Annotated in this window: 20 protein-coding genes; 5 read left to right on the plus strand and 15 right to left on the minus strand. The window is 53.9% G+C overall.

Annotated features, from left to right (window positions below):
* Positions 1 to 69 precede the first annotated feature (69 nt).
* Positions 70 to 930 carry an alpha/beta hydrolase gene (locus AC6I9Z_RS06130; protein ID WP_461454339.1) on the minus strand — a complete coding sequence of 287 codons (861 nt, stop codon included), beginning with the start codon at positions 928 to 930 and terminating at the stop codon, positions 70 to 72.
* Between the two features lie 17 nt (positions 931 to 947).
* Entirely contained in the window at positions 948 to 2387 is a 1440-nt protein-coding gene (locus AC6I9Z_RS06135; protein WP_461454341.1) for a flavin monoamine oxidase family protein, read from the minus strand.
* Between the two features lie 118 nt (positions 2388 to 2505).
* On the opposite strand from AC6I9Z_RS06135, the gene AC6I9Z_RS06140 reads away from it, so the two are divergent.
* Positions 2506 to 3222 (plus strand): LolA-like protein, encoded by a 717-nt coding sequence (locus tag AC6I9Z_RS06140; RefSeq protein ID WP_461454343.1) that lies wholly within the window; start codon positions 2506 to 2508, stop codon positions 3220 to 3222.
* Here the strand turns inward: AC6I9Z_RS06140 and AC6I9Z_RS06145 are convergent, their stop codons facing one another.
* The 3 genes from AC6I9Z_RS06145 to AC6I9Z_RS06155 all read right to left on the minus strand — a co-directional run bounded on the left by AC6I9Z_RS06145 (position 3223) and on the right by AC6I9Z_RS06155 (position 5350).
* Positions 3223 to 4029, minus strand: a complete 807-nt coding sequence (locus AC6I9Z_RS06145) for a hypothetical protein (RefSeq protein ID WP_461454345.1) — start codon at positions 4027 to 4029, stop codon at positions 3223 to 3225.
* Between the two features lie 64 nt (positions 4030 to 4093).
* The gene (locus AC6I9Z_RS06150; RefSeq protein ID WP_461454347.1) at positions 4094 to 4570 is read right to left on the minus strand and encodes a nuclear transport factor 2 family protein; all 477 of its coding nucleotides are present in this window, start codon (positions 4568 to 4570) and stop codon (positions 4094 to 4096) included.
* A 12-nt stretch (positions 4571 to 4582) separates the two neighbouring features.
* Complete coding sequence (locus AC6I9Z_RS06155; protein WP_461454349.1) at positions 4583 to 5350, minus strand: sugar phosphate isomerase/epimerase family protein; 768 nt, start codon at positions 5348 to 5350, stop codon at positions 4583 to 4585.
* Positions 5351 to 5539: 189 nt separating this feature from the next.
* Between AC6I9Z_RS06155 and AC6I9Z_RS06160 the strand changes: the two genes are divergently transcribed.
* Together AC6I9Z_RS06160 and AC6I9Z_RS06165 are read left to right on the plus strand one after the other, a co-directional pair.
* Positions 5540 to 7120, plus strand: a complete 1581-nt coding sequence (locus AC6I9Z_RS06160) for a fatty acid--CoA ligase (RefSeq protein ID WP_461454351.1) — start codon at positions 5540 to 5542, stop codon at positions 7118 to 7120.
* 26 nt (positions 7121 to 7146) lie between these two features.
* On the plus strand, positions 7147 to 7884 hold the full coding sequence (locus AC6I9Z_RS06165; RefSeq protein WP_461454353.1) for an enoyl-CoA hydratase/isomerase family protein: 738 nt from the start codon (positions 7147 to 7149) through the stop codon (positions 7882 to 7884).
* Positions 7885 to 7997: 113 nt separating this feature from the next.
* Here AC6I9Z_RS06165 and AC6I9Z_RS06170 read toward each other — a convergent pair whose 3' ends face one another.
* The 4 genes from AC6I9Z_RS06170 to AC6I9Z_RS06185 are packed head-to-tail and all read right to left on the minus strand — an operon-like array spanning position 7998 to position 10785.
* A complete protein-coding gene (locus AC6I9Z_RS06170) occupies positions 7998 to 8756 on the minus strand; it encodes an SDR family NAD(P)-dependent oxidoreductase (protein WP_461454355.1) in 759 nt (252 codons plus the stop codon).
* A 50-nt stretch (positions 8757 to 8806) separates the two neighbouring features.
* Positions 8807 to 9595 carry a ThuA domain-containing protein gene (locus tag AC6I9Z_RS06175; RefSeq protein WP_461454357.1) on the minus strand — a complete coding sequence of 263 codons (789 nt, stop codon included), beginning with the start codon at positions 9593 to 9595 and terminating at the stop codon, positions 8807 to 8809.
* A gap of 3 nt (positions 9596 to 9598) precedes the next feature.
* Positions 9599 to 10159, minus strand: a complete 561-nt coding sequence (locus AC6I9Z_RS06180) for a VOC family protein (protein WP_461454359.1) — start codon at positions 10157 to 10159, stop codon at positions 9599 to 9601.
* Positions 10156 to 10785 (minus strand): glutathione S-transferase family protein, encoded by a 630-nt coding sequence (locus AC6I9Z_RS06185; protein WP_461454361.1) that lies wholly within the window; start codon positions 10783 to 10785, stop codon positions 10156 to 10158. The genes AC6I9Z_RS06180 and AC6I9Z_RS06185 overlap by 4 nt, the downstream gene beginning before the upstream one ends.
* Positions 10786 to 11011: 226 nt before the next feature.
* Here AC6I9Z_RS06185 and AC6I9Z_RS06190 point away from each other — a divergent pair, with 226 nt between their 5' ends.
* Both AC6I9Z_RS06190 and AC6I9Z_RS06195 read left to right on the plus strand, forming a co-directional pair.
* A complete protein-coding gene (locus tag AC6I9Z_RS06190) occupies positions 11012 to 12592 on the plus strand; it encodes an aromatic ring-hydroxylating oxygenase subunit alpha (RefSeq protein WP_461454363.1) in 1581 nt (526 codons plus the stop codon).
* 4 nt (positions 12593 to 12596) lie between these two features.
* Positions 12597 to 13004, plus strand: coding sequence for a PaaI family thioesterase (locus AC6I9Z_RS06195; protein ID WP_461454365.1), 408 nt, complete (start codon positions 12597 to 12599; stop codon positions 13002 to 13004).
* A 4-nt stretch (positions 13005 to 13008) separates the two neighbouring features.
* Here AC6I9Z_RS06195 and AC6I9Z_RS06200 read toward each other — a convergent pair whose 3' ends face one another.
* The 6 genes from AC6I9Z_RS06200 to AC6I9Z_RS06225 form a co-directional block, all read right to left on the minus strand.
* Positions 13009 to 13821, minus strand: coding sequence for a helix-turn-helix domain-containing protein (locus AC6I9Z_RS06200; RefSeq protein WP_109355275.1), 813 nt, complete (start codon positions 13819 to 13821; stop codon positions 13009 to 13011).
* A gap of 134 nt (positions 13822 to 13955) precedes the next feature.
* Positions 13956 to 14189 (minus strand): biotin/lipoyl-containing protein, encoded by a 234-nt coding sequence (locus AC6I9Z_RS06205; protein ID WP_109355276.1) that lies wholly within the window; start codon positions 14187 to 14189, stop codon positions 13956 to 13958.
* Positions 14190 to 14191: 2 nt separating this feature from the next.
* Positions 14192 to 15184 (minus strand): alpha-ketoacid dehydrogenase subunit beta, encoded by a 993-nt coding sequence (locus AC6I9Z_RS06210; RefSeq protein WP_461454368.1) that lies wholly within the window; start codon positions 15182 to 15184, stop codon positions 14192 to 14194.
* Positions 15181 to 16164 carry a thiamine pyrophosphate-dependent dehydrogenase E1 component subunit alpha gene (locus AC6I9Z_RS06215; protein ID WP_461454370.1) on the minus strand — a complete coding sequence of 328 codons (984 nt, stop codon included), beginning with the start codon at positions 16162 to 16164 and terminating at the stop codon, positions 15181 to 15183. Before AC6I9Z_RS06215 ends, AC6I9Z_RS06210 begins: the two co-directional genes overlap by 4 nt.
* 106 nt (positions 16165 to 16270) lie before the next feature.
* Positions 16271 to 17041: an N-acyl homoserine lactonase family protein gene (locus AC6I9Z_RS06220; protein ID WP_461454372.1), complete on the minus strand. Its 771-nt coding sequence runs from the start codon at positions 17039 to 17041 to the stop codon at positions 16271 to 16273.
* A gap of 35 nt (positions 17042 to 17076) precedes the next feature.
* Positions 17077 to 18126 carry a Kelch repeat-containing protein gene (locus tag AC6I9Z_RS06225; RefSeq protein WP_497811295.1) on the minus strand — a complete coding sequence of 350 codons (1050 nt, stop codon included), beginning with the start codon at positions 18124 to 18126 and terminating at the stop codon, positions 17077 to 17079.
* Between the last annotated feature and the right edge of the window lie 30 nt (positions 18127 to 18156).

The following is an 18156-nucleotide window of genomic DNA, read 5'->3' on the forward strand; positions in this document are numbered from 1 at the left end:
AAAAAGGCGTCTCTCAGGAGGCGCCTTTTTTTGATATTTGCGGTGCGGATAGAATATAGTGCGCTTCCCTTACCCGGTTAAAATTGCCACGAGTTCGCCGGGTGCCGTGATCATAGCGTCATGGCCAGTGGGCAGCGCATGATAGGTCCAGCTTGGGTCTGTTTGGACCTGCGCGGCATGATAGGGAAAGCTGCTATTGGGCAGGACCGGTGCGGTGCAATGGATGTAACTGCGCTTCAAGTCCAGCGATCCACCATTTTCAAGTTGGATCGGGTCCAACCATGTTTTCAGCGGATGGGGTGTCAGTTTCTGTGCGACCCATTCATAGCCGGGATGATCTTTCGGAATGCCGAGAATATCAGGCGGGAAGGCGGCCATGGCAATACCGTCGGGCGCCAAGCTTTCCAATGTTTTGCGGGTTTGTTCGACGACTGCCGGGCTGCGTTCTGGTCCTTGCGTGATCATTGTTTCGCCAGCATTCGGCATGGCGGCATCGAGATAGATAATCTCGCTGATCCGATCCTTCATTGCGTCAGCAACACCTGTAATCACCATCCCGCCATAGCTGTGACCGACTAGCACTATGTCATTCAAATCATAATAGCCGATCAGCGACGTGATGTCCGTGATATGCGTATCGAGCCCGATATCCGCTGACAACAGATGCGCACGCTCCGCGAGGCCGGTCAGCGTAGGCGTGAACACACGGTGCCCCAGCGCTTCCAACTGCGACCGGACATCGCGCCAACACCACCCGCCATGCCAGGCACCATGGATCAGAACGAAAGTCTGAGCAGTGTTCGTGGACCTTCGATCTTGATGACTGACACGCGATTTGGCCTTGCCTGCTACCGAAGTCGCAAGACCTGTTGCTGTTACCGCGCCAATAAATGCGCGGCGACTGGTCAGGATTTTGGAGCTGTCACTCATGGCTTCCTATTTCTCCGCTAAACAAGGGCTAGCACTCTGCTTGCGGCCCTTTCAGCGGTTTCAAGCGCACCTTCCATGCCGGGCCAGTTTTGTGTCATATGTTCGCCGGCAAAATGAAGCCGCTCGCCCTGATGCTGGACGGTGCTGGCAAGGGCGGCGCCGAGGCCCGTTCCAATATGGTGATAGATACCGCGTGCAAAAGGCTCCTTTTGCCAGCTGAACATGTCGAGATAGGACAATTTCCCTTTTGCCGATGGCCTGATCTTCTCAATGCGTGTGATTATTTCGGCGGCAGCCTGTTGCGGTTCCATCTTGTCGAGAGCTTCTGCAGCGGGGCCGTTGACCCATATCTTGAGCAATGGCGGGTCGCTGTTCAGCGTAAAGACCCGGCCGATTAGCGGGTCATCACTCCAGATATATTCCGGTAGGTCATCATCTTTCCAGAAGGCATTGGACGCGCGCAGGAAAACAAAACTGGCCTTTGTATAGGGCAGTTGCTGGATGGTATCGCGCAGGTCTGTCGATAGGGCGGCGTCGATTTTCATATTTCTGACGGTGCTGAAAGGGGCTGTGCAAATTACCTGACGCGCTCCATATTTGCGTCCGTCGGTCAGGCTGACTTCCACGCCATCACCCTTGTCCTCGATTGCCGACACCGGGGCGTTTAATATGATATCCGAATTTACGGCATTGGTCATGGCATCAGTCATACGCTGAGACCCGCCGCGGATAAATTTGGTCGGTCCGGGATTTGCCTTGCGCGCAGTGCTGAACATGGAAAGCGTCCGCTGCATGTGGAGCATCGACATTTCTTCTAGCGTACGACCGTTCAGATTGGCGTTCATGAAGCGCATCGCTTCACCTGATGCACCTTGCGCCTTTAACCAGCTGGCAAGGGAGATATCCTTCGCGGTGATTGTAGGAGACATCCAGTCGGTGGTCGTTTCGAGCGCCGGCAGTTTGCGCATATAGGAGAAAAAAAGTGCATCCGGGCTCGTCTCCTTCTCATCATCCGCCAGCATATTTTGCGGCAGGTCCGGCCACTGATCCTTTAGGAAATTCTGCCCCCGGACATTATAAAGATAACCGCCTTGACCGCTTTCGGGCAGATAGCGCTCGATGCTCAATCGATCGGCAATGGTGTTGAAGCGCTTATAGGCGGCGCCAATTTGGACACCGCCGGCGTCGGGTGTTCCGGGCAGGTTGTCCAGCGTATATAGCCGTCCGCCAGTCCGATTATTGCCTTCCAGCAACATGACTTTCAATCCGGCCTGTTCCAGCTGCCAGGTTGCGTGCAATCCCGCCAGTCCGGCGCCGATCACAATCACATCTGCGGTAGTTTTGCCCCATGCCATGCGCGGTGCGGCACAGGCGACAAGAGACGCGCTGGCACCACCGATAAAAGCGCGCCTACTGATTGCCCGCCCATTTATCGCATATCTACCGTCTTGTTTCATGTTCATATGTTGACAGAAACCACCGGTACAAGGCAAGGTAAATTTGTCCGGACAAATAAGAAAAGGCGGTCAGGTGAACAGATGTCTAAACTATTTGATAGTGACGGTCTTAGCGATAATGGCGGTTCCCGTGGGAGCGGCGGATGAGCCGCTGGAGGGTGCTGCGATATTGGCGATGGCCCGGGGAGCGGCGGGTGGTGATGATTGGGCCAATGCCCGGACTTTGACCTTGTCCGGTCACGCCGTTTTCTATGGACCCAAAGGCCACGAACCGCGCACCAGAGCCAGCAGTTACCGAATGTGGCGCGTCTTTGATCCCGATCGTACTGTTGCCCATGGCGCGGATGGCAAGGTCCGTATCATCGCTAAAGATACGGACAAGCTGATCTTCGAAGTGGGCTATGATGGAGAAACCACTTGGACGGAACGCGGGATCACGCCCAAGGCAGACGCGGACAAGTTCTGGGCGAGCAATTTTGGTTTCGGGATTATCCGTCAGGCTAACAAGCCCGGCTTTGTCGCCACCCGCTTGCCAGATGACGACGTCGGCGGCCATGCGCTCTACATGGTCGAGCTAACCGATCCAAATGGCGGCAAAACCCTTTTCGGCATTGACCAGCAAAGCTATGCTATCCGCACTATGGGCTTTCGCACGCCAAGGGGTTGGCATTTGCGGGTTTATGATGATTTCGTGCGTCTCGAAGATCCGCGTTGGCTACAGGCGCGTCATGTCACGCTCTATTATGATGGGCGCAAATCCAATGAGGTCTTCTGGACAGAGACCAAGGTGAATGCGGAAATTGATCCGGCGCTGTTTGCACCACCGTCCCAATGATCAGCCGCGGAAATTTTGGCTCGTCACATCCGAAGCTCTCTCGGCACCTTTAATCGTGCAACTGGCCTGCATCCAACGCAGGTTGAGGCCAACCCGACTGGCATTGATATCGGCCCAGCTATAGCTGACGGCGCTGTCCGGCTTTTCGGGCTTGTGGACATAAAGAACCATGCTCGGGCGGTTTGTGCTGGGTTTCGGCCAATATACCGCTCGCATGCGCAGGATTAACGGTTCCGCTCCGCTCTCTCCCCCTCCGATCATGACCCGTCCGCCTTGATCATGCAGGCTCAGTTTTTGGACGAACAACCAGTCCGGGCTGCCATCTGCCTTGGGTTCGATCTTCTTGGCGGCGGCCCAGCATTCGACAGGGCGGGCGCGTTTCAATTGGGTTTCGGTGCCATCGGCAAAACGCAGTTTCAATCCGTCCTTGTTTACACCAATGATTTGATAATCCTGCAGACAGGCTTTCCTGTTTTGCAGCTTGCTATAGGTCCAGCCGGTATCCGAGCGATCAAAATAGCGCGTGCATCCACCCAGTGTCAGGCTGTCGCGTTCCACGCCTACGGCAGCATGCCCTTTCAGCGGGGTTGCAACCGCTTTGCCGAATGCATCTGTGCGTGTGACGATCAGTCCATCGTCTTGCTTTTCGATTTTTAGCGAAATCCACGGTGGTGGAGTCCGGCCCGCATCCTTTTCAAAATAGGCTTGCTCTTCATTTGTATAAACACCAAGCAATTGCTGATCCAGCATTGCGCCATGTTGCGATCCGACGGCGAGCGTCAAGGCAGAGAGGCCGGTGAAAAACATGGTGTTATTCCTTTGTATAATTTGTCCGGACAACTTAGCATTAAATGCGTAAGACGCAACCGCATTAGACCATCGCAGCTGCCCCTCGTTTGGCAGCCAGTTCGAACAGAACGCGATCACCCATTTCCCATGTCACGTTGAGCTGGGTTTTGTGGATCAACCAACCGTCATCCTCTCGTTCCAGTTCATGCACATAATAACCGCCGATGGATTGCATCTGTCGATCGCCATCGATGACGAGATGATGGTGCGCTGCCATATAGCAAGTGCATGTGGCACGATCGCCGTCGACAGTGATGACGAAATTTGTCAGCACATGCTGGGTGGCGTCAAACGGTTCCAGCGTTGCCCGCACACCGGCGACCCAGTCATCAGCTGGCATCGTGCTGGCTGGATCACCGGACCAGCTTGAAAAGTCGAGAGTGATTTCATCTGCGAAGATCGAACGATACAGATCCCATTGGTGTCGATCGATGCCGGTGGCATATTTCAGCACATGGTCGGTAATGGTTGCCCGGTCGATCAGTTTATCATGTGTCATTATCGTCTCCAATCACTCCAGTAACTCTTTGCTTGCCGCTATTGCCTCAAGGGCCCAGCCTTCTGTATCAAAATGCGGCCCAGGGGCAAAATGTGGCACCTCGATGTCCAGATCGACATGATCTCCCAGAAGATCAATCAGACCGCGCAGCGGAAACATACCCTCACCAGGAATCATCCGATTCATCGCTTCCTCAACATAGTCATCGGATTGTCGAAAATGCGGACCATCGCATATCTGGGCATAGCCGATGATCCGGGGATCAACGGCCTTGAGTTGTTCCAACGTTCCACCTGTCCGGAACAAATGAAGGGCGTCGATGGCGATTCTCAGATTGGCTTGGTTCATCGCCTCATGCAGTTTTACTGCTTTTTCAAGACTGTCGCAGCCTTTCGCAAAGCCGGTAAACTCCAGACCAATTTCCAATCCCAAACCGCGCACCGTTTCGCAAAGCGCGCCCAGTTGATCAGCGATGCGGGTGGTATCTGTTTCATGGATATGTGTGATGGCACGTTTGGCGCCCAATTCCGCAGCCAGCTCCAACGCGCCGGTATATTCGATGACATCAATCTCTGGCATGACCGGGAAATATTCGGCGTTGACGATAGAAACACCATGATCGGTGAGCAGGGATTGAAATTCTTCTCGATCACCGGCTGCCACAACCGGAAACATATTCTCACCGGCCTCTGTTTTAGGAGAGCTGGTAAACAGACAGATTTTCTTCAGACCCGCTTTTGCCGCGAACAGGACAAGCCCCGCCGGGCCACCTTGTGTCATTGTAATTTGATGGAGAGCCAAGTCGCGCATTGCTCAAATTTAGCCCAATCCATCATTATTGCACCTATGAATTTGGTGCACGGTCACTCATCGGGCTAGTCAATATGCTAGGCTGTCTCCACGGCCGTCGCGATTAGATAGAGAGAGAAGAATCGACCATAAGAAGGTCGCTAGAGACAGGACAGGACTATGCTGAAAGAAGATATTGTCACTATCGCGGACGTGATCCGGCAACAGGCCAAGGATCAGGGCGACGGGCTAGTGTTCACCTTTGAAGGGGACGAGATGACCTATGTCCAACTGGACGTAGGTAGCAGCCGGGCTGCCAACGGGCTCGCTTCACTGGGCGTCAAGAAGGGCGACCGGATCGCTTATATGGGCAAAAACTCGCATCTCTATTTCGAGATTCTTCTGGGTGCGGCCAAGATCGGTGCGGTGATGACGCCGGTCAACTGGCGGCTGGCTGGCCCGGAAGTCACCTATATTGTCAACAATTGTCAGGCCAAAATCTTGTTCATTGGCCCGGAATTTGTCGATCTTGTGAAGCAGATCAGACCGCAGTTTGAATATGTTGAGACCATCTTCTGCTCTGAAGAGACGACTGAAGAATTTGCCGGCTATCCGGAATGGCGTGACGGGTTTTCGGATGTCGACCCGATGGTGCCTTGCGCGCCAGATGACGATGCGCTGCAGCTTTATACATCGGGAACAACCGGCCACCCCAAGGGAGCGATCATGACCGGCTATTCTATTTTCGGGGCGCGCTCCAAACTGACGGACGATGATCTGGCTGACTGGCAGAAATCGCAACCGGGTGAAACCATGCTGCTTGCCATGCCTTGTTTTCACATCGGCGGCACCGGGTCCGGGCTCGGCAATATGTATAGTGGCGGCCATGCCATTGTGGTGCGGGAATATGATCCGGCGCAGGCGCTCGATTTCATTGAGCAATATGGGATCAGCAAGATCTTCATGGTGCCAGCCGCCATCCAGATATTGCTCAATCATCCCCGCGTGGGAGAAGTTGATTTCTCAAAACTCAAATATATTACCTATGGCGCTTCGCCGATTCCGCTAGAAATGATGAAGCAGAGTATTGATATGTTCGGCTGCGAATTTGTACAAATGTATGGGATGACCGAGACATCGGGAACAATTGTCGCTCTGCCGCCAGAGGATCATGACCCGAATGGCAATGACAAGATGCGTTCGGTCGGCAAGCCGCTTCAGGGCGTAGAAGTGAAGATCATCGATGATGACGGCAACATAGTGGCGCCACGCGAAGTGGGTGAGATTGCCACACGATCTTCGTTCAACATGAAAGGCTATTGGAACATGGCCGAAGCGACTGCAGCGACTATCGACAGTGACGGCTGGCTGCGTACCGGTGATGCAGGCTATTTTGACGAGGACGGCTATCTCTACATCCACGACCGGGTGAAGGACATGATCATCTCCGGTGGGGAGAATATCTATCCAGCCGAGGTTGAAAATGCGATCTATGGTCATCCGGCCATTGCAGACGTAGCGGTCATTGGCGTGCCAGATGAAAAATGGGGCGAGGCTGTGAAAGCCTGTGTCGTATTGAAAGACGGTGCAGAAATGGATGAAGCAGATCTGATTGCACATGCCCGCACAAATATTGCCGGTTTCAAATGCCCCAAGTCCGTGGACTTCATCCCGGAGCTACCTCGCAACCCATCGGGTAAGATCCTGCGCCGTGAGTTGCGCGCACCCTATTGGGATGGCAAAGACCGGGCGGTTAACTAGATACTGACGGCCGAGGAGGATTTGCTTTGACGGATTGCGTATTACGGGAAGACCATGACGGATGGTCGATGCTGACGCTCAACAGGCCTGACAAGCTTAATGCGCTGACTGTAGAGATGTTTCGCGAATTGCGAAGCCACGTTGCGGACCTGCGCAAGGACGATGCGATTGGCTGTGTTGTCGTTCGCGGAGCAGGCAAATGTTTTTCCGCCGGACATGATCTGAGCGATATCGCGGAGGGTGAAGAAGTGCCTTCGCGCGGCTGGCATTCCGAAACCCTTCGTTTGCTAGAAAAGCTTCCCAAACCGGTGATCGCGGCGGTGCATGGTCATTGCTATACTGGTGCACTGGAAGTGGCGTTGGCGGCCGATTTCATTCTGGCCGCTGATAGCGCGCGCTTTGGCGACACCCATGCGAAATGGGCATTGACTCCGGTCTGGGGCATGAGCCAGCGCCTGCCGCGCCGTGTCGGTATCGCAACGGCCAAGCGCCTGATGTTTACGGCGGATATGATAGATGCTGAGGAGGCTGTACGGATCGGTCTGGCGGAATATGCCGTGTCAATCGCGCAATTTGATGACGAGATTGCGCAGCTGGCCGAGAAAATTGTCTCTAACTCCGGCTTCTCTCATGCCGCAAACAAACGGCTTTTAGAGGCAACCGATGGCGATCCGCTCGATGCGGGCTTGCAATGGGAAGTGATGGAATCGGAAGGTCATGGTCCCGATATGCATGACCGGATTTCGGCTTTTACAAAGAAATAGTGGTTGAGGAGGGGGTGAGAGGTCCTAACAAACCTCCACCCCTCTCCAACTCGACTAGGGCAGCAAGCTGCCAAGTCTCCGTTTCCTCTCCCTCAAGGGGAGAGGAGTGTAGCTTAGAATTGAACGCGCTTGGTAAAGCCGCCATCGATAACGAGATGCGCACCGGTGGTGTAGCTTGATGCCGGGCTCGCGAGGAATACCACGCTGCGTGCGACATCATCGGCACCGCCAAAGTCACCAAGAGCAAAGCCTGCTTTGGTCATCTCGTAAAATTCCGGCATGCCTGCCTCGATCTGGGACCAGTTACCGCCCGGGAATTTGATCGGGCCTGGTGACACCATGTTCACGCGAATGCCTTTGGGACCAAGCGCCTGGCTAAGCTGGCTGCCGTAGGTAATGAGCGCGGCTTTCATCGCGTTAAAGGCCTGAGGCGCAACGAATGTTTCAAACGCAGCGGTTGATGACATGAATATCACCGAGCCATCATCCGATTTTTCAAGATGCGGTTCCAGCACTTCGAGAGCCTTTACAGCGCCGATAATATCGGTCTGGAAGGTCACTTCCCAATCGCCGGTAGCGCCGGCACCGGAAGAACTCACATTGTGGATGAAGATATCGCAGCCACCCAGTTCTCCGGCCGCCTTTTCCAGCCATTTGGGATAACCTTCGGCATCGGTCATATCGAAAGCTTCGGCGAAAACCTTGCCGCCATGTACTTCCAGCTCGCTCTTGGCTGCGGCCACCTGTTCGGCATTGCGAGAGAAAAACGCCACGTCTGCGCCTTCTTTGGCGAAATGCTCCAAAGCTGCGCGACCTAGTCCGCGGCTACCGCCGGTGAGAATAACTTTTTTGCCCTTCAGTCCTAAATCCATTTTGCTCTCCTTTTAAAAATTGGGGTTTGGTTTGCTTCTAAGTCTTGCGTCTAGAATTTCGCTATTGCTGGCTGACAACACCATTTGATGCCGCGGCGTAGCAGATCATAGATAATCGGTTGCTGCCAACCGGAACGGTCCACTTCGGGCCACCAATCGAGGACCGGATCCATGTCATAATGACCACGGCAATGCCCCATGGTCAGATAGAGCACGGCGCCTTCACCCATCTTGCGAATGTAGAAGACCGGGTGGCGGCTCTTTTTGATGTCGCTGTGCACAAAGCCGCTTATATCGTCTTCGCCATTATATTCCGTGTCCAGCAACACGTCGATCTCGGCGCGGGTTTCAACCAGATACTGCTCGTCAATGGTCTCAAAACTCGGAATGCCCTTGACCAGTGGATGGTCCGGTTGCGCGTTGTCGACGGTGAACGGGATGATCGGTGGATGCGATAGAAACCGGCTGCCCAATGTATCGACAAATGTCGGCATATCGTCCGGTGCATCGACCCGGCCATCTTCCAGGAACTTCAACACGCTGTTGGTTCCGTGCAGCGCAAAATACTGGCCGCCGCCATTCACGAAATCCTGAATGTTTTTCTGCGCCGCTTCGCTGGGGAGCAGATCGCAAGTGTAACTGATCAGGATATCGGCATTTTTGATTGCCTCGATACTTTCATAATCTTCAAAGACCCTCACACGGATGCGGTCATCCTCGGCGAGCAGCTTCAATATTTCGAGCCGGGCAAAATCGATATCATGATATTTGCCGGCGGCAACCAATACGCATTTGATCGGTTTCTGGTCGAGCCGGCGCTCGGGTGGAGTTTCACTCATATTCTATTCTTTTCCTATTATCGGATTGGTTGCGCCATCCCAATCGAGATGCGCTTGCCGCATGGCAGCAAAACCGTCGAGGCCCGCTTGCGGGATTTGCAAATATTCGATGACCGTGCCGGGGCCGCCGCCATAGTCCGCATAGAAAGCACCGCCCACGCCGCCGGGCAGGCTGACTTCCTGAATGACCTCTCCGCCCTTGCTTTCGGTTATCTGCCGTGCCTCTGCCAGATCATCGACGATGATACACAGATGCTGAACCCCTTGCAGACCCTTTGCGCGCCAGTCCTTGAACATCGAGGGCGCATCATTGTCGGGCCGGATCAATTCAACTTGCACATCGCCCCAATAGCCAATGGCCATGGAAAACTGAATGTCTGACGGCTCACCGCGATATTTGACATTCTCGACCTGCACGCCCTCGGTATGGAAAAAGGGGCCCGCACCCATTTTCTGGGTCCAGTAATCGAGCGCAGCGTCATAATCATCCGGCACATAGCTGATCTGCATGATCGTGCCGAGCTTGGCGAGAGTTGCCGGAGAAGAAGAGGCGTTTTCGGTCATTCTTCGCCGCGCCAGATCTCAGCTGAGGGCCGTTCTTCCATCTTGGCCGCAAAACGTGCCAGATTGTCGGTGCCTTCCGGCAATGTCCATCCCACCGTACCGCCAAATTTGATGAAGCAGAATGCAACAAGGTCGGCCAGTGTCAGCTTGCCGTGGCAGATATGATCTTTGTCACCCAATTGACCATCCAGCCAGATCCAGTGTTTGTCGGACATGGCCGACAATTCGGCTGCGGCTTCGGTGCTGACCACGTTCATCCGCGGTTCGAACATCGGGCGCCCGCCGCCACCGCGAAAGCCTAGTGTCATCGGAACCGCAATTTCCTGATCGATACGCCGTGCCCAGCGCCGGGTTTCTGCGCGCTCTTCGGGGGTGGATCCGATCAACACCGGATCCGGTTTGATCTCTTCCAGATATTCGCAAATTACCGTTGATTCTGTCAGCAGCGTGCCGTCATCCAGTTCGAGTGTGGGCGTGGTCTGCATGACATTCTTTGCCGCATATTCTTCGCTGCGGTTTTCGCCGGTGATGATGTCGAGATGGATTCGTTCCACCTCAATGTCCTTTTCCACCAGGAACATTCGGGCTAGCCGCGGATTGGGACCAAGGCTGGAATAGAGTTTCACGGGTTTGCTCTCCTTTTTTTCGGCAGACTCAAAACCTGCTTCTTGTGTAATAAGATACACAGGTAAGAGGACCGAACGGTCCTCTCAAAAGCACTAGGTTATATTGTCGGTTTCGCCTTGCAGAAAATTCAACTGAACAAGCATGAGGCTGCCAGATTCACTAGTGGAGTTTGCCAGCTCTTGCGGTAGTCTGATCGCAAATAAGTTTAGTTTTCAGGAGAAGATAATGGTCGAGACGTTAACGGGTCACAATCGGTCAAACGGTATTTCCTACACGGAGTTGCTGGAAGGCGACAAAGTGCGTGCTCCCGAAGTATATTTTGAAGAATCTCCGATGGAGCCCGGCCTGACAGAAGTGGAGGTCAGCCGGTACTGGACGAAAGAAGAGCATGACCGCGAGGTGGAAATGCTCTGGAAACGCGTCTGGCAAATGGCTTGCCACAAGGATGATATCAAGGATGTCGGTGACACCCATGTCTACGATATTGCAGGACTGTCGTTCATCGTCGTGCGTGTGTCTGAAGACGAAATCAAAGCCTATCCCAACAGTTGCATGCATCGCGGCCGGGCGATTTGCGACAATCACAAAAAGGGCCAGAAGGCCTTGCGTTGTCCGTTCCATGGCTGGTCATGGGAATTGGATGGCAAGCTGAAAGAAGTCCCCTGCCAATGGGATTTCCCGACGGTCAGCGAAGAAACCCACAGTCTGAAAGAAGTGCGCGTTGGTGAGTGGGGAGGATTTGTCTTTATCAATCCCGATCCCAATTGCGAGCCATTGGAGGACTTTCTGGGCGATCTCGATCGGCATTTCCAGATCCCGTTTGAGCGTCGGTATAAAGCGGCGCATATGATCAAGCGGCTTCCGTGCAACTGGAAAATTGCGCAGGAAGCTTTCATGGAATCCTATCATGTGGTCGGTACGCATCCCGAATTGATGCCGGCCTTTGCCGATGCAAACAGCAAATATGACGTCTGGCATAATGTGTCGCGCGCAATGTCCGCGCACGGTGCGCCAAGCCCGCATACGGATCTTGAAAACCCTGATCCGACGGCTTTCCCCGATCAGAAAGCTTTTCAAAGCTTTATCCATCCGATCAGCAAGCACACATTCAAGCGGCTGGAAGAAAACCGTGTCGAGGTGTCTTTGCCCAATGGCAAAAGCGGTATTTTCGACATGGAAGCCAACTATATCGAAGGCGATTTGAAATCGGCTGATCCTCATATGTGCAATTGGATTGGCGGAAAGATCGCACCGGAAGAGGAAGATATGCCGATGGTGTTCACTGACGTCTCTGCACATATGATGCGGGACGAGGCAGCGCAGGCTCGGCGCGAAGAAATGCGTCCGACCTGGGGTGATGACGTCGACAAGATCAGTGACGCCGATCTCACAGACGCCATTTTCTACAGTGTGTTTCCGAATATGAGCCCTTGGGCGGATTTCAACCCGATCTTTTATCGCTTCCGCCCCGATGGTGATAATCCTGAGCAATCATTGCATGAGGTCATGTTCATGGTGGCCTTGCCCGAAGGCGCCGAGCGTCCTGAGCCGGCAAAATGCACGTTCCTTGATTTGCACGATGATTATACGGAAGCGACCGAGTTTGGCAGCTATTTGAACAAGGTATTCAATCAGGACTATATCAATCACAAGGCCATGCAGAAGGGCGTAAAAAATCAGCCGCACGGCGTTTCTATCTTTGCCCAATATCAGGAAAGCAAGATTCGTCATTTCCATGAAACACTGGAAAAATGGCTGACGAGCAAGGAACCGCCAAAAAGTCCCAAGCTCGAGGCGGCTGAATAGCACCTTGGAGTCTGTACCGAAAGGATTTGCACCGGCGACATTTTCCAGCGGTTTTTTGGATGTTGCCGGTCCATATTTCACCCGCAAAGAGGCAGATTACATCGCCGTTGGTATCCGGATATCGGAAGGGCATTTGAACGGTATCCAGGTTGCACATGGCGGTGTCCTGACAACTTTGGCCGATGTGGCTCTCAGCTACCAATTATTCGTTAGCGAAAAACCGCGGCTGCCCATCGCCACAATCAACCTCAATACAAATTTCCTGAGCGGCGCAAAGCTGGACGATTGGGTCGTGGCCCATGCGCATATCGACCGTAAGGGCAAGCGGACCGCCTATTGCCATGGCGAAATTGTGGCCGGTGAGCGATTGTTAATGACGATGACCGGGGTTTTCGCGCTGCTGCGAAAATAGCAGGCTAGTCGGTCGCCCCGAGATAGCCGAGCTGGCCAGCCTTGAAAATCGTCTGGCCCCGATTGACGCTGTTCAATTTCTGCCCGGCACGATTGACGTGATAGCGGATCGTTGCATGGCTGAGCGACAGGATCATGCTGATCTCTTTGTCGGTTTTGCCGATGGCGGCCCAATGCAGGCATTCCGCCTCGCGTTTGGACAGGATGCAATTGGTTGGCATCCTGTGTTTCTTGCGCATCGCCAGCACATAGCCGGTGACAAAGCGGCTGGTGACGATGGATAGAAAATCCGAGTAAATGCGATAAGGCTCACTCAGATCGGTGACGCTATAATCTATTGGTGTAAAGCTGACCGCAGCGATCTGACCGAATGGCAGGTGAACCGGAATCAGGATAGCGGATTTGGCAGTCGCACCGGTTTCGTAAAAATCCTTAAGATCAATCTCGTCCAGATATTCGTTTTGCCAATGGCCATGAAAGCCATCGGCATTGCACCAGATTGGCTCGCTTTCATAACGGCAGGCGCGGGGCAGGGGTGAACTGAGTGCCAGCCTGGTATCTTCCCACCAGCGCTCGCCTTCGGCGACCCAGCCAAAAATATCCTTGTTGATAAGTTCGCCTTCGGCATCGACCAAATGGGCTTTTGACGAGATGTCCGCACTCACGGCAATGCGAAAGCCATAGGATTGTGCAATTTTGTGGATTGCTTCTGCAGCAGACCGGATTTCTGCCGCGCTGGTGATAGTAACACTGTCCACATTCCGGCGAAATGTAGCCTTTGAAACATCAGGTATTTCTGCGACGAAATTCTCAGCCATAGTAACGCTCGTCCTCCCAGGAGCCCTTATTTGGACTCTCGATTTGCGTCACTTGTCGCGTTGTTTGGTTTTGCAGTCAACCAAACATTACTATTAATATTGATAGGGCTTTTGCCAGCCGTCTTCGCGGATGCTTATTCAATCGTACCGATTAACTCGCCAACCGGATATTCTTCTCCCGTCGTATCGATCAGGATTTTGAGTTTTCCGGTGGCAGGAGATTCGACTTCTTGCGTCGATTTATCATTTTCCAGGGCATAGATTTCCTGCCCTTCGGTCACGTCGGAACCATCAGGTACAAGCCATTCTGCCAGCGTCCCGACTTCCATGCTGAATCCCAATTTTGGTATGCGTATTTCAGTAGCCATTTTTACCCCAATATTTTGCGAATTTCGCGTTCGATATCATCTTCGCTGAACATCCATGCTTTCTCGATGGCGGGAGAGAAAGGCACTGGCGCATAGCCTGATCCGACCCGGCCGACAGGCGCTTTGAGTTCAGAGAATAATTCTTCGTGAATGCGTGAAGAGATTTCCGCGCCGGTGCCGAAATTCTTCACGGCTTCATGGACGACCACGGCAGCCTTGGTCTTGGCGACACTTTTCAGCACCGTTTCTTCGTCAAATGGTGCGATAGTGCGTAAGTCGACGATTTCACAGGAAATTCCTTCGCCTGCGAGCTTTTCGGCCGCCGCGTGAGATGCGCCGACACCGCGGCCATAGGTGATCAGGCTGATGTCGGTTCCTTCGCGCGGAACAGACGCTTTGCCCAATGGGACAACATGGTCGGGTGCAGGAGCGGGCCCCTTGGTGAAATATGTCGGTGTATTCTCGATAAAGATTACCGGATTGGGGTCCATGATCGACGAATAGAGCAAACCATAGGCATCTGCCGGATTGGAGGCCGCAACCACCTTCAGGCCCGGTACGTGAGCTAACCAGGCTTCGAGCATATCGCTATGCTGGCCGCCCAGGCCTGTACCTGCGCCGGTCGTGGTCCGAATGGTTAGCGGCACGCTGGTCTGGCCGCCGGACATGAAGCGCAATTTTGCGGCGTGATTGACAATCTGATCCATCGCCACAGTGATGAAGTTCATCAGCATGATTTCCGCGACCGGTTTGTAACCTACCAATGCCGAACCAACGGCCGCACCGACAATAGCCTGTTCGGAAATAGGTGTTGAGCGAACACGGTCAGTACCGAATTGGGCCGAAAGCCCTGCGGTCACCTTGAACACGCCGCCGCCCTGTTCGTCGGCAATATCTTCGCCCATCAGGATGACTTTCGGGTCATCCGCCATCGCCTTAGCCATCGCCATGTTACAGGCCTGGGCGAACATGATTTCTGCTGGTTTCTCACTCATGCTGCAATCTCCACATCCAGAACATCGATGCGATATTCATCGCCTGGAGGATATGGCGCGTCGAGCGCAAATTGGGCAGCTTCTTCAATCGTTGCCGCATTTTTCGCTTCAATAGCTGCGATGTCTGTCTCACTAATCTGCATATCGAGCAGTTGCTGGCGCAAGATCGGCATCGGATCGTCTTTTAGCGCCTGCTCCATTTCTTCTTCGGGGATATAGTGGCTGGTATCGCCCAGCAGGTGGCCGTGAAAACGGAATGTCATTGCCTCGATCAATGTCGGTCCGTTTCCGGCGCGTGCATATTCGACAGCCTCTTTTGCTGCGGCATACATTTCGCTGGCATCATTGCCGTTGACCCGTACCGACCGCATGCCCAGCCCATCGCCGCGTTGCTTGATCGTTTCGGAACTGGTGGCAAAGGCCATCGGGGTATGTTCGGAATAAAGGTTGTTCTGGCAGAGGAAAATCACTGGCAATTTCCAGACTTGCGCCATGTTCAGGCCTTCGTGGAATGCACCGATATTGGAGGCGCCATCACCAAAGCAGCAGACCGTCACCTTGCCATCTTTTTCCAGCTGGCTGGCCAGACCCAGACCATTGGCAATTGGAATGCCCGATCCGACAATGCCGGTCGTCACCATCACTCCGGTTTCGGGATGAGTAATATGCATTGGGCCGCCCTTGCCCTTGCAGGTTCCTGCCATCTTGCCAGCAAATTCGGCCCAGAGGTCTTTCGAAGGAATGCCCTTGGCGAGCTGGTCGTGCAGACCGCGATAGATGGTAACCAGATAATCTTCCTGATTGACCGCCGCCATCATTGCGGCAGAGACCACTTCCTGTCCGCGGACAGGATAATAGACGATCTGCAATTGTCCGGCGCCGATCATTTTGCGGAATTTGATATCCGACTGCATGATCAGGTCGGCTCGGGTAAAGATGTCAATCAGTACATCTTTGTCTGCCATCTGTGTATCGCTCAAGGCTTCGCTCCTTTAATGATTACCCTCTGCCGGGGAATTTGCTCTCAATTCTTCATAGCGCAGGCAGGGGCGCTCGCCACTATTGTTATAGGGAGTAGGGCCTTTTTCAGATTGCTTCAGGGCCGCCCAGATCGAGAGCTTGCGCCTGTGGAATAGTGGCCCAGAAATCCGGGTCATGCCCATAGAAAATTCGCGCCCCGCCTCTTCGTAACTGCGATAGTTTTTCCAGTGACCCGCGATACTGATCCACATTATAGCAATGATCGGGCAGGTGCATCTCATCGAGGGATCGCCGCATGTTGCAGCAATCGGCAGCAAGCACGGCTTCGCCGGTCGCCGTCTTCACCCGAACCGATTGATGGCCGGGTGTGTGGCCTGCCGTTGGGAAAATAACGACAGTGCCGTCACTAAACAGGTCATGTTCACCGGCAATGCGTTTGACCGGTTGGCCGGTGTCAAAGTCCTGCAGGTCATAAGCAGTGTCTTCACCGGTCATGCCAAAATCCCATTCCGGACCCTGTACGATGATGGTGGCGTCGGGAATCAGCGCGTTGCCGCCGGCGTGATCGATATGGAGATGCGAATTGATGACATAGTCGATCTGTGCCGGATCAATGTCCAGCGCGCGCAATCGATCGGCAACGCTTTCTCCCCGCGGCATATCAACAATCTTGCCGAGTCCTTTTTCCATCCCGACGAACCGGTCGCTGAAGCCGGTATCGAAGAGCACCAGACCGCCGGGATGATCGATCAGGAAGACGCAGGCCGGGACTTTGGCCTTGCCCGGTTCGCCATCCAAAAAGAAACTCATCGGCAGGGTGATATAGCCGCAGGTAAAGGCGTAGAGCAGGACGCCTTCATCATTGCTGGTCCTCATGTTCGTTCTCCTCTCCGCTGAATAATATCAGATTCTTATGCTTCTGGTTTTATCGCCACTGTCTGAGCCGTGCCGGTTACGGAATAGATGGTTTCCATGCCCGGTCGCGCACCGCCGCCAACAACTGTAATGCCGTTCGGCATTCCCATGTCGCTGACCGCGAAACCATGACGCGGCTGATCGAGAGGTTCCCCAGAAGACCATTGCCTGGTTTCAAGATTCAATATGTGATGATCGGCAAGAACCTTTCCGGCGCTTAGCGACTCGCCGCCAAATATATGAAGTCCGTTGCCATCGACAAAGGCGCCATGGCCGCCGCGCCCGATGGGCATGCCTGGCAAACTCTCCCAACGGTCTTCGGTTAAATGATAGACGTCTACCTGCGTCATCTCGGTGCCAAATTCGGCGCTGCGTCCGCCGGTGATATACAGCAGCGGCCCGGAACGGGCGATGGCATGGGAATGGCGCGCCATCGGCATCGGCTGCATGACTGACCATGTGTCGGCCGCGATATCATAGCGCCACATTGTGTCGAGATCTTTTCCGTCATCCTGCCCGCCAACGAGATAGAGCGCACCGTCAAAGTGGGTCATTGCATGTTGGCCGATTGGATGCGGCAGCTTGCTGATTTCGGTCCAGGTGCCAGTCGCAGGATCATGGCGAAAAAGACCGGCCTCCTGATCGGCCTCAAACGGCAAAGCGACATATCCCCCCGAGGCATAAATATGCTGGTCATCGGCAGCCATCGCCACATGGTGCAGCGCCCGCGGCAGTTTGCCGCAGGACGACCAGCCGCCCGAATTCAAGTCTAGCTTTTCGCAACTGTCGAGTACCCGGAACAGTCCGATACCGCCAGCGACATAGAGTTGACCGCCGAGCGTTGTTGCGTGAATTTCGGAACGCGCTTCGTTCATTCCGTCGTTCCAGCCGAGAGAGGTTCGAGCCAGAAAACCGGCGCCGATGACCAGAAGGATCAGCAAGATCGTGGAGACGAGAAATTTCTTCATGGAAGCGATATGCCATAGTATCGGGAAATCGACACCCCCTCGGCTGCTATCAAAGCTGCCAGTTATATCATGGACCATAGGTGATCTATCAGGCTGCAAATATCGCGT

The sequence above is a fragment of the Parasphingorhabdus sp. genome, from assembly GCF_059726685.1.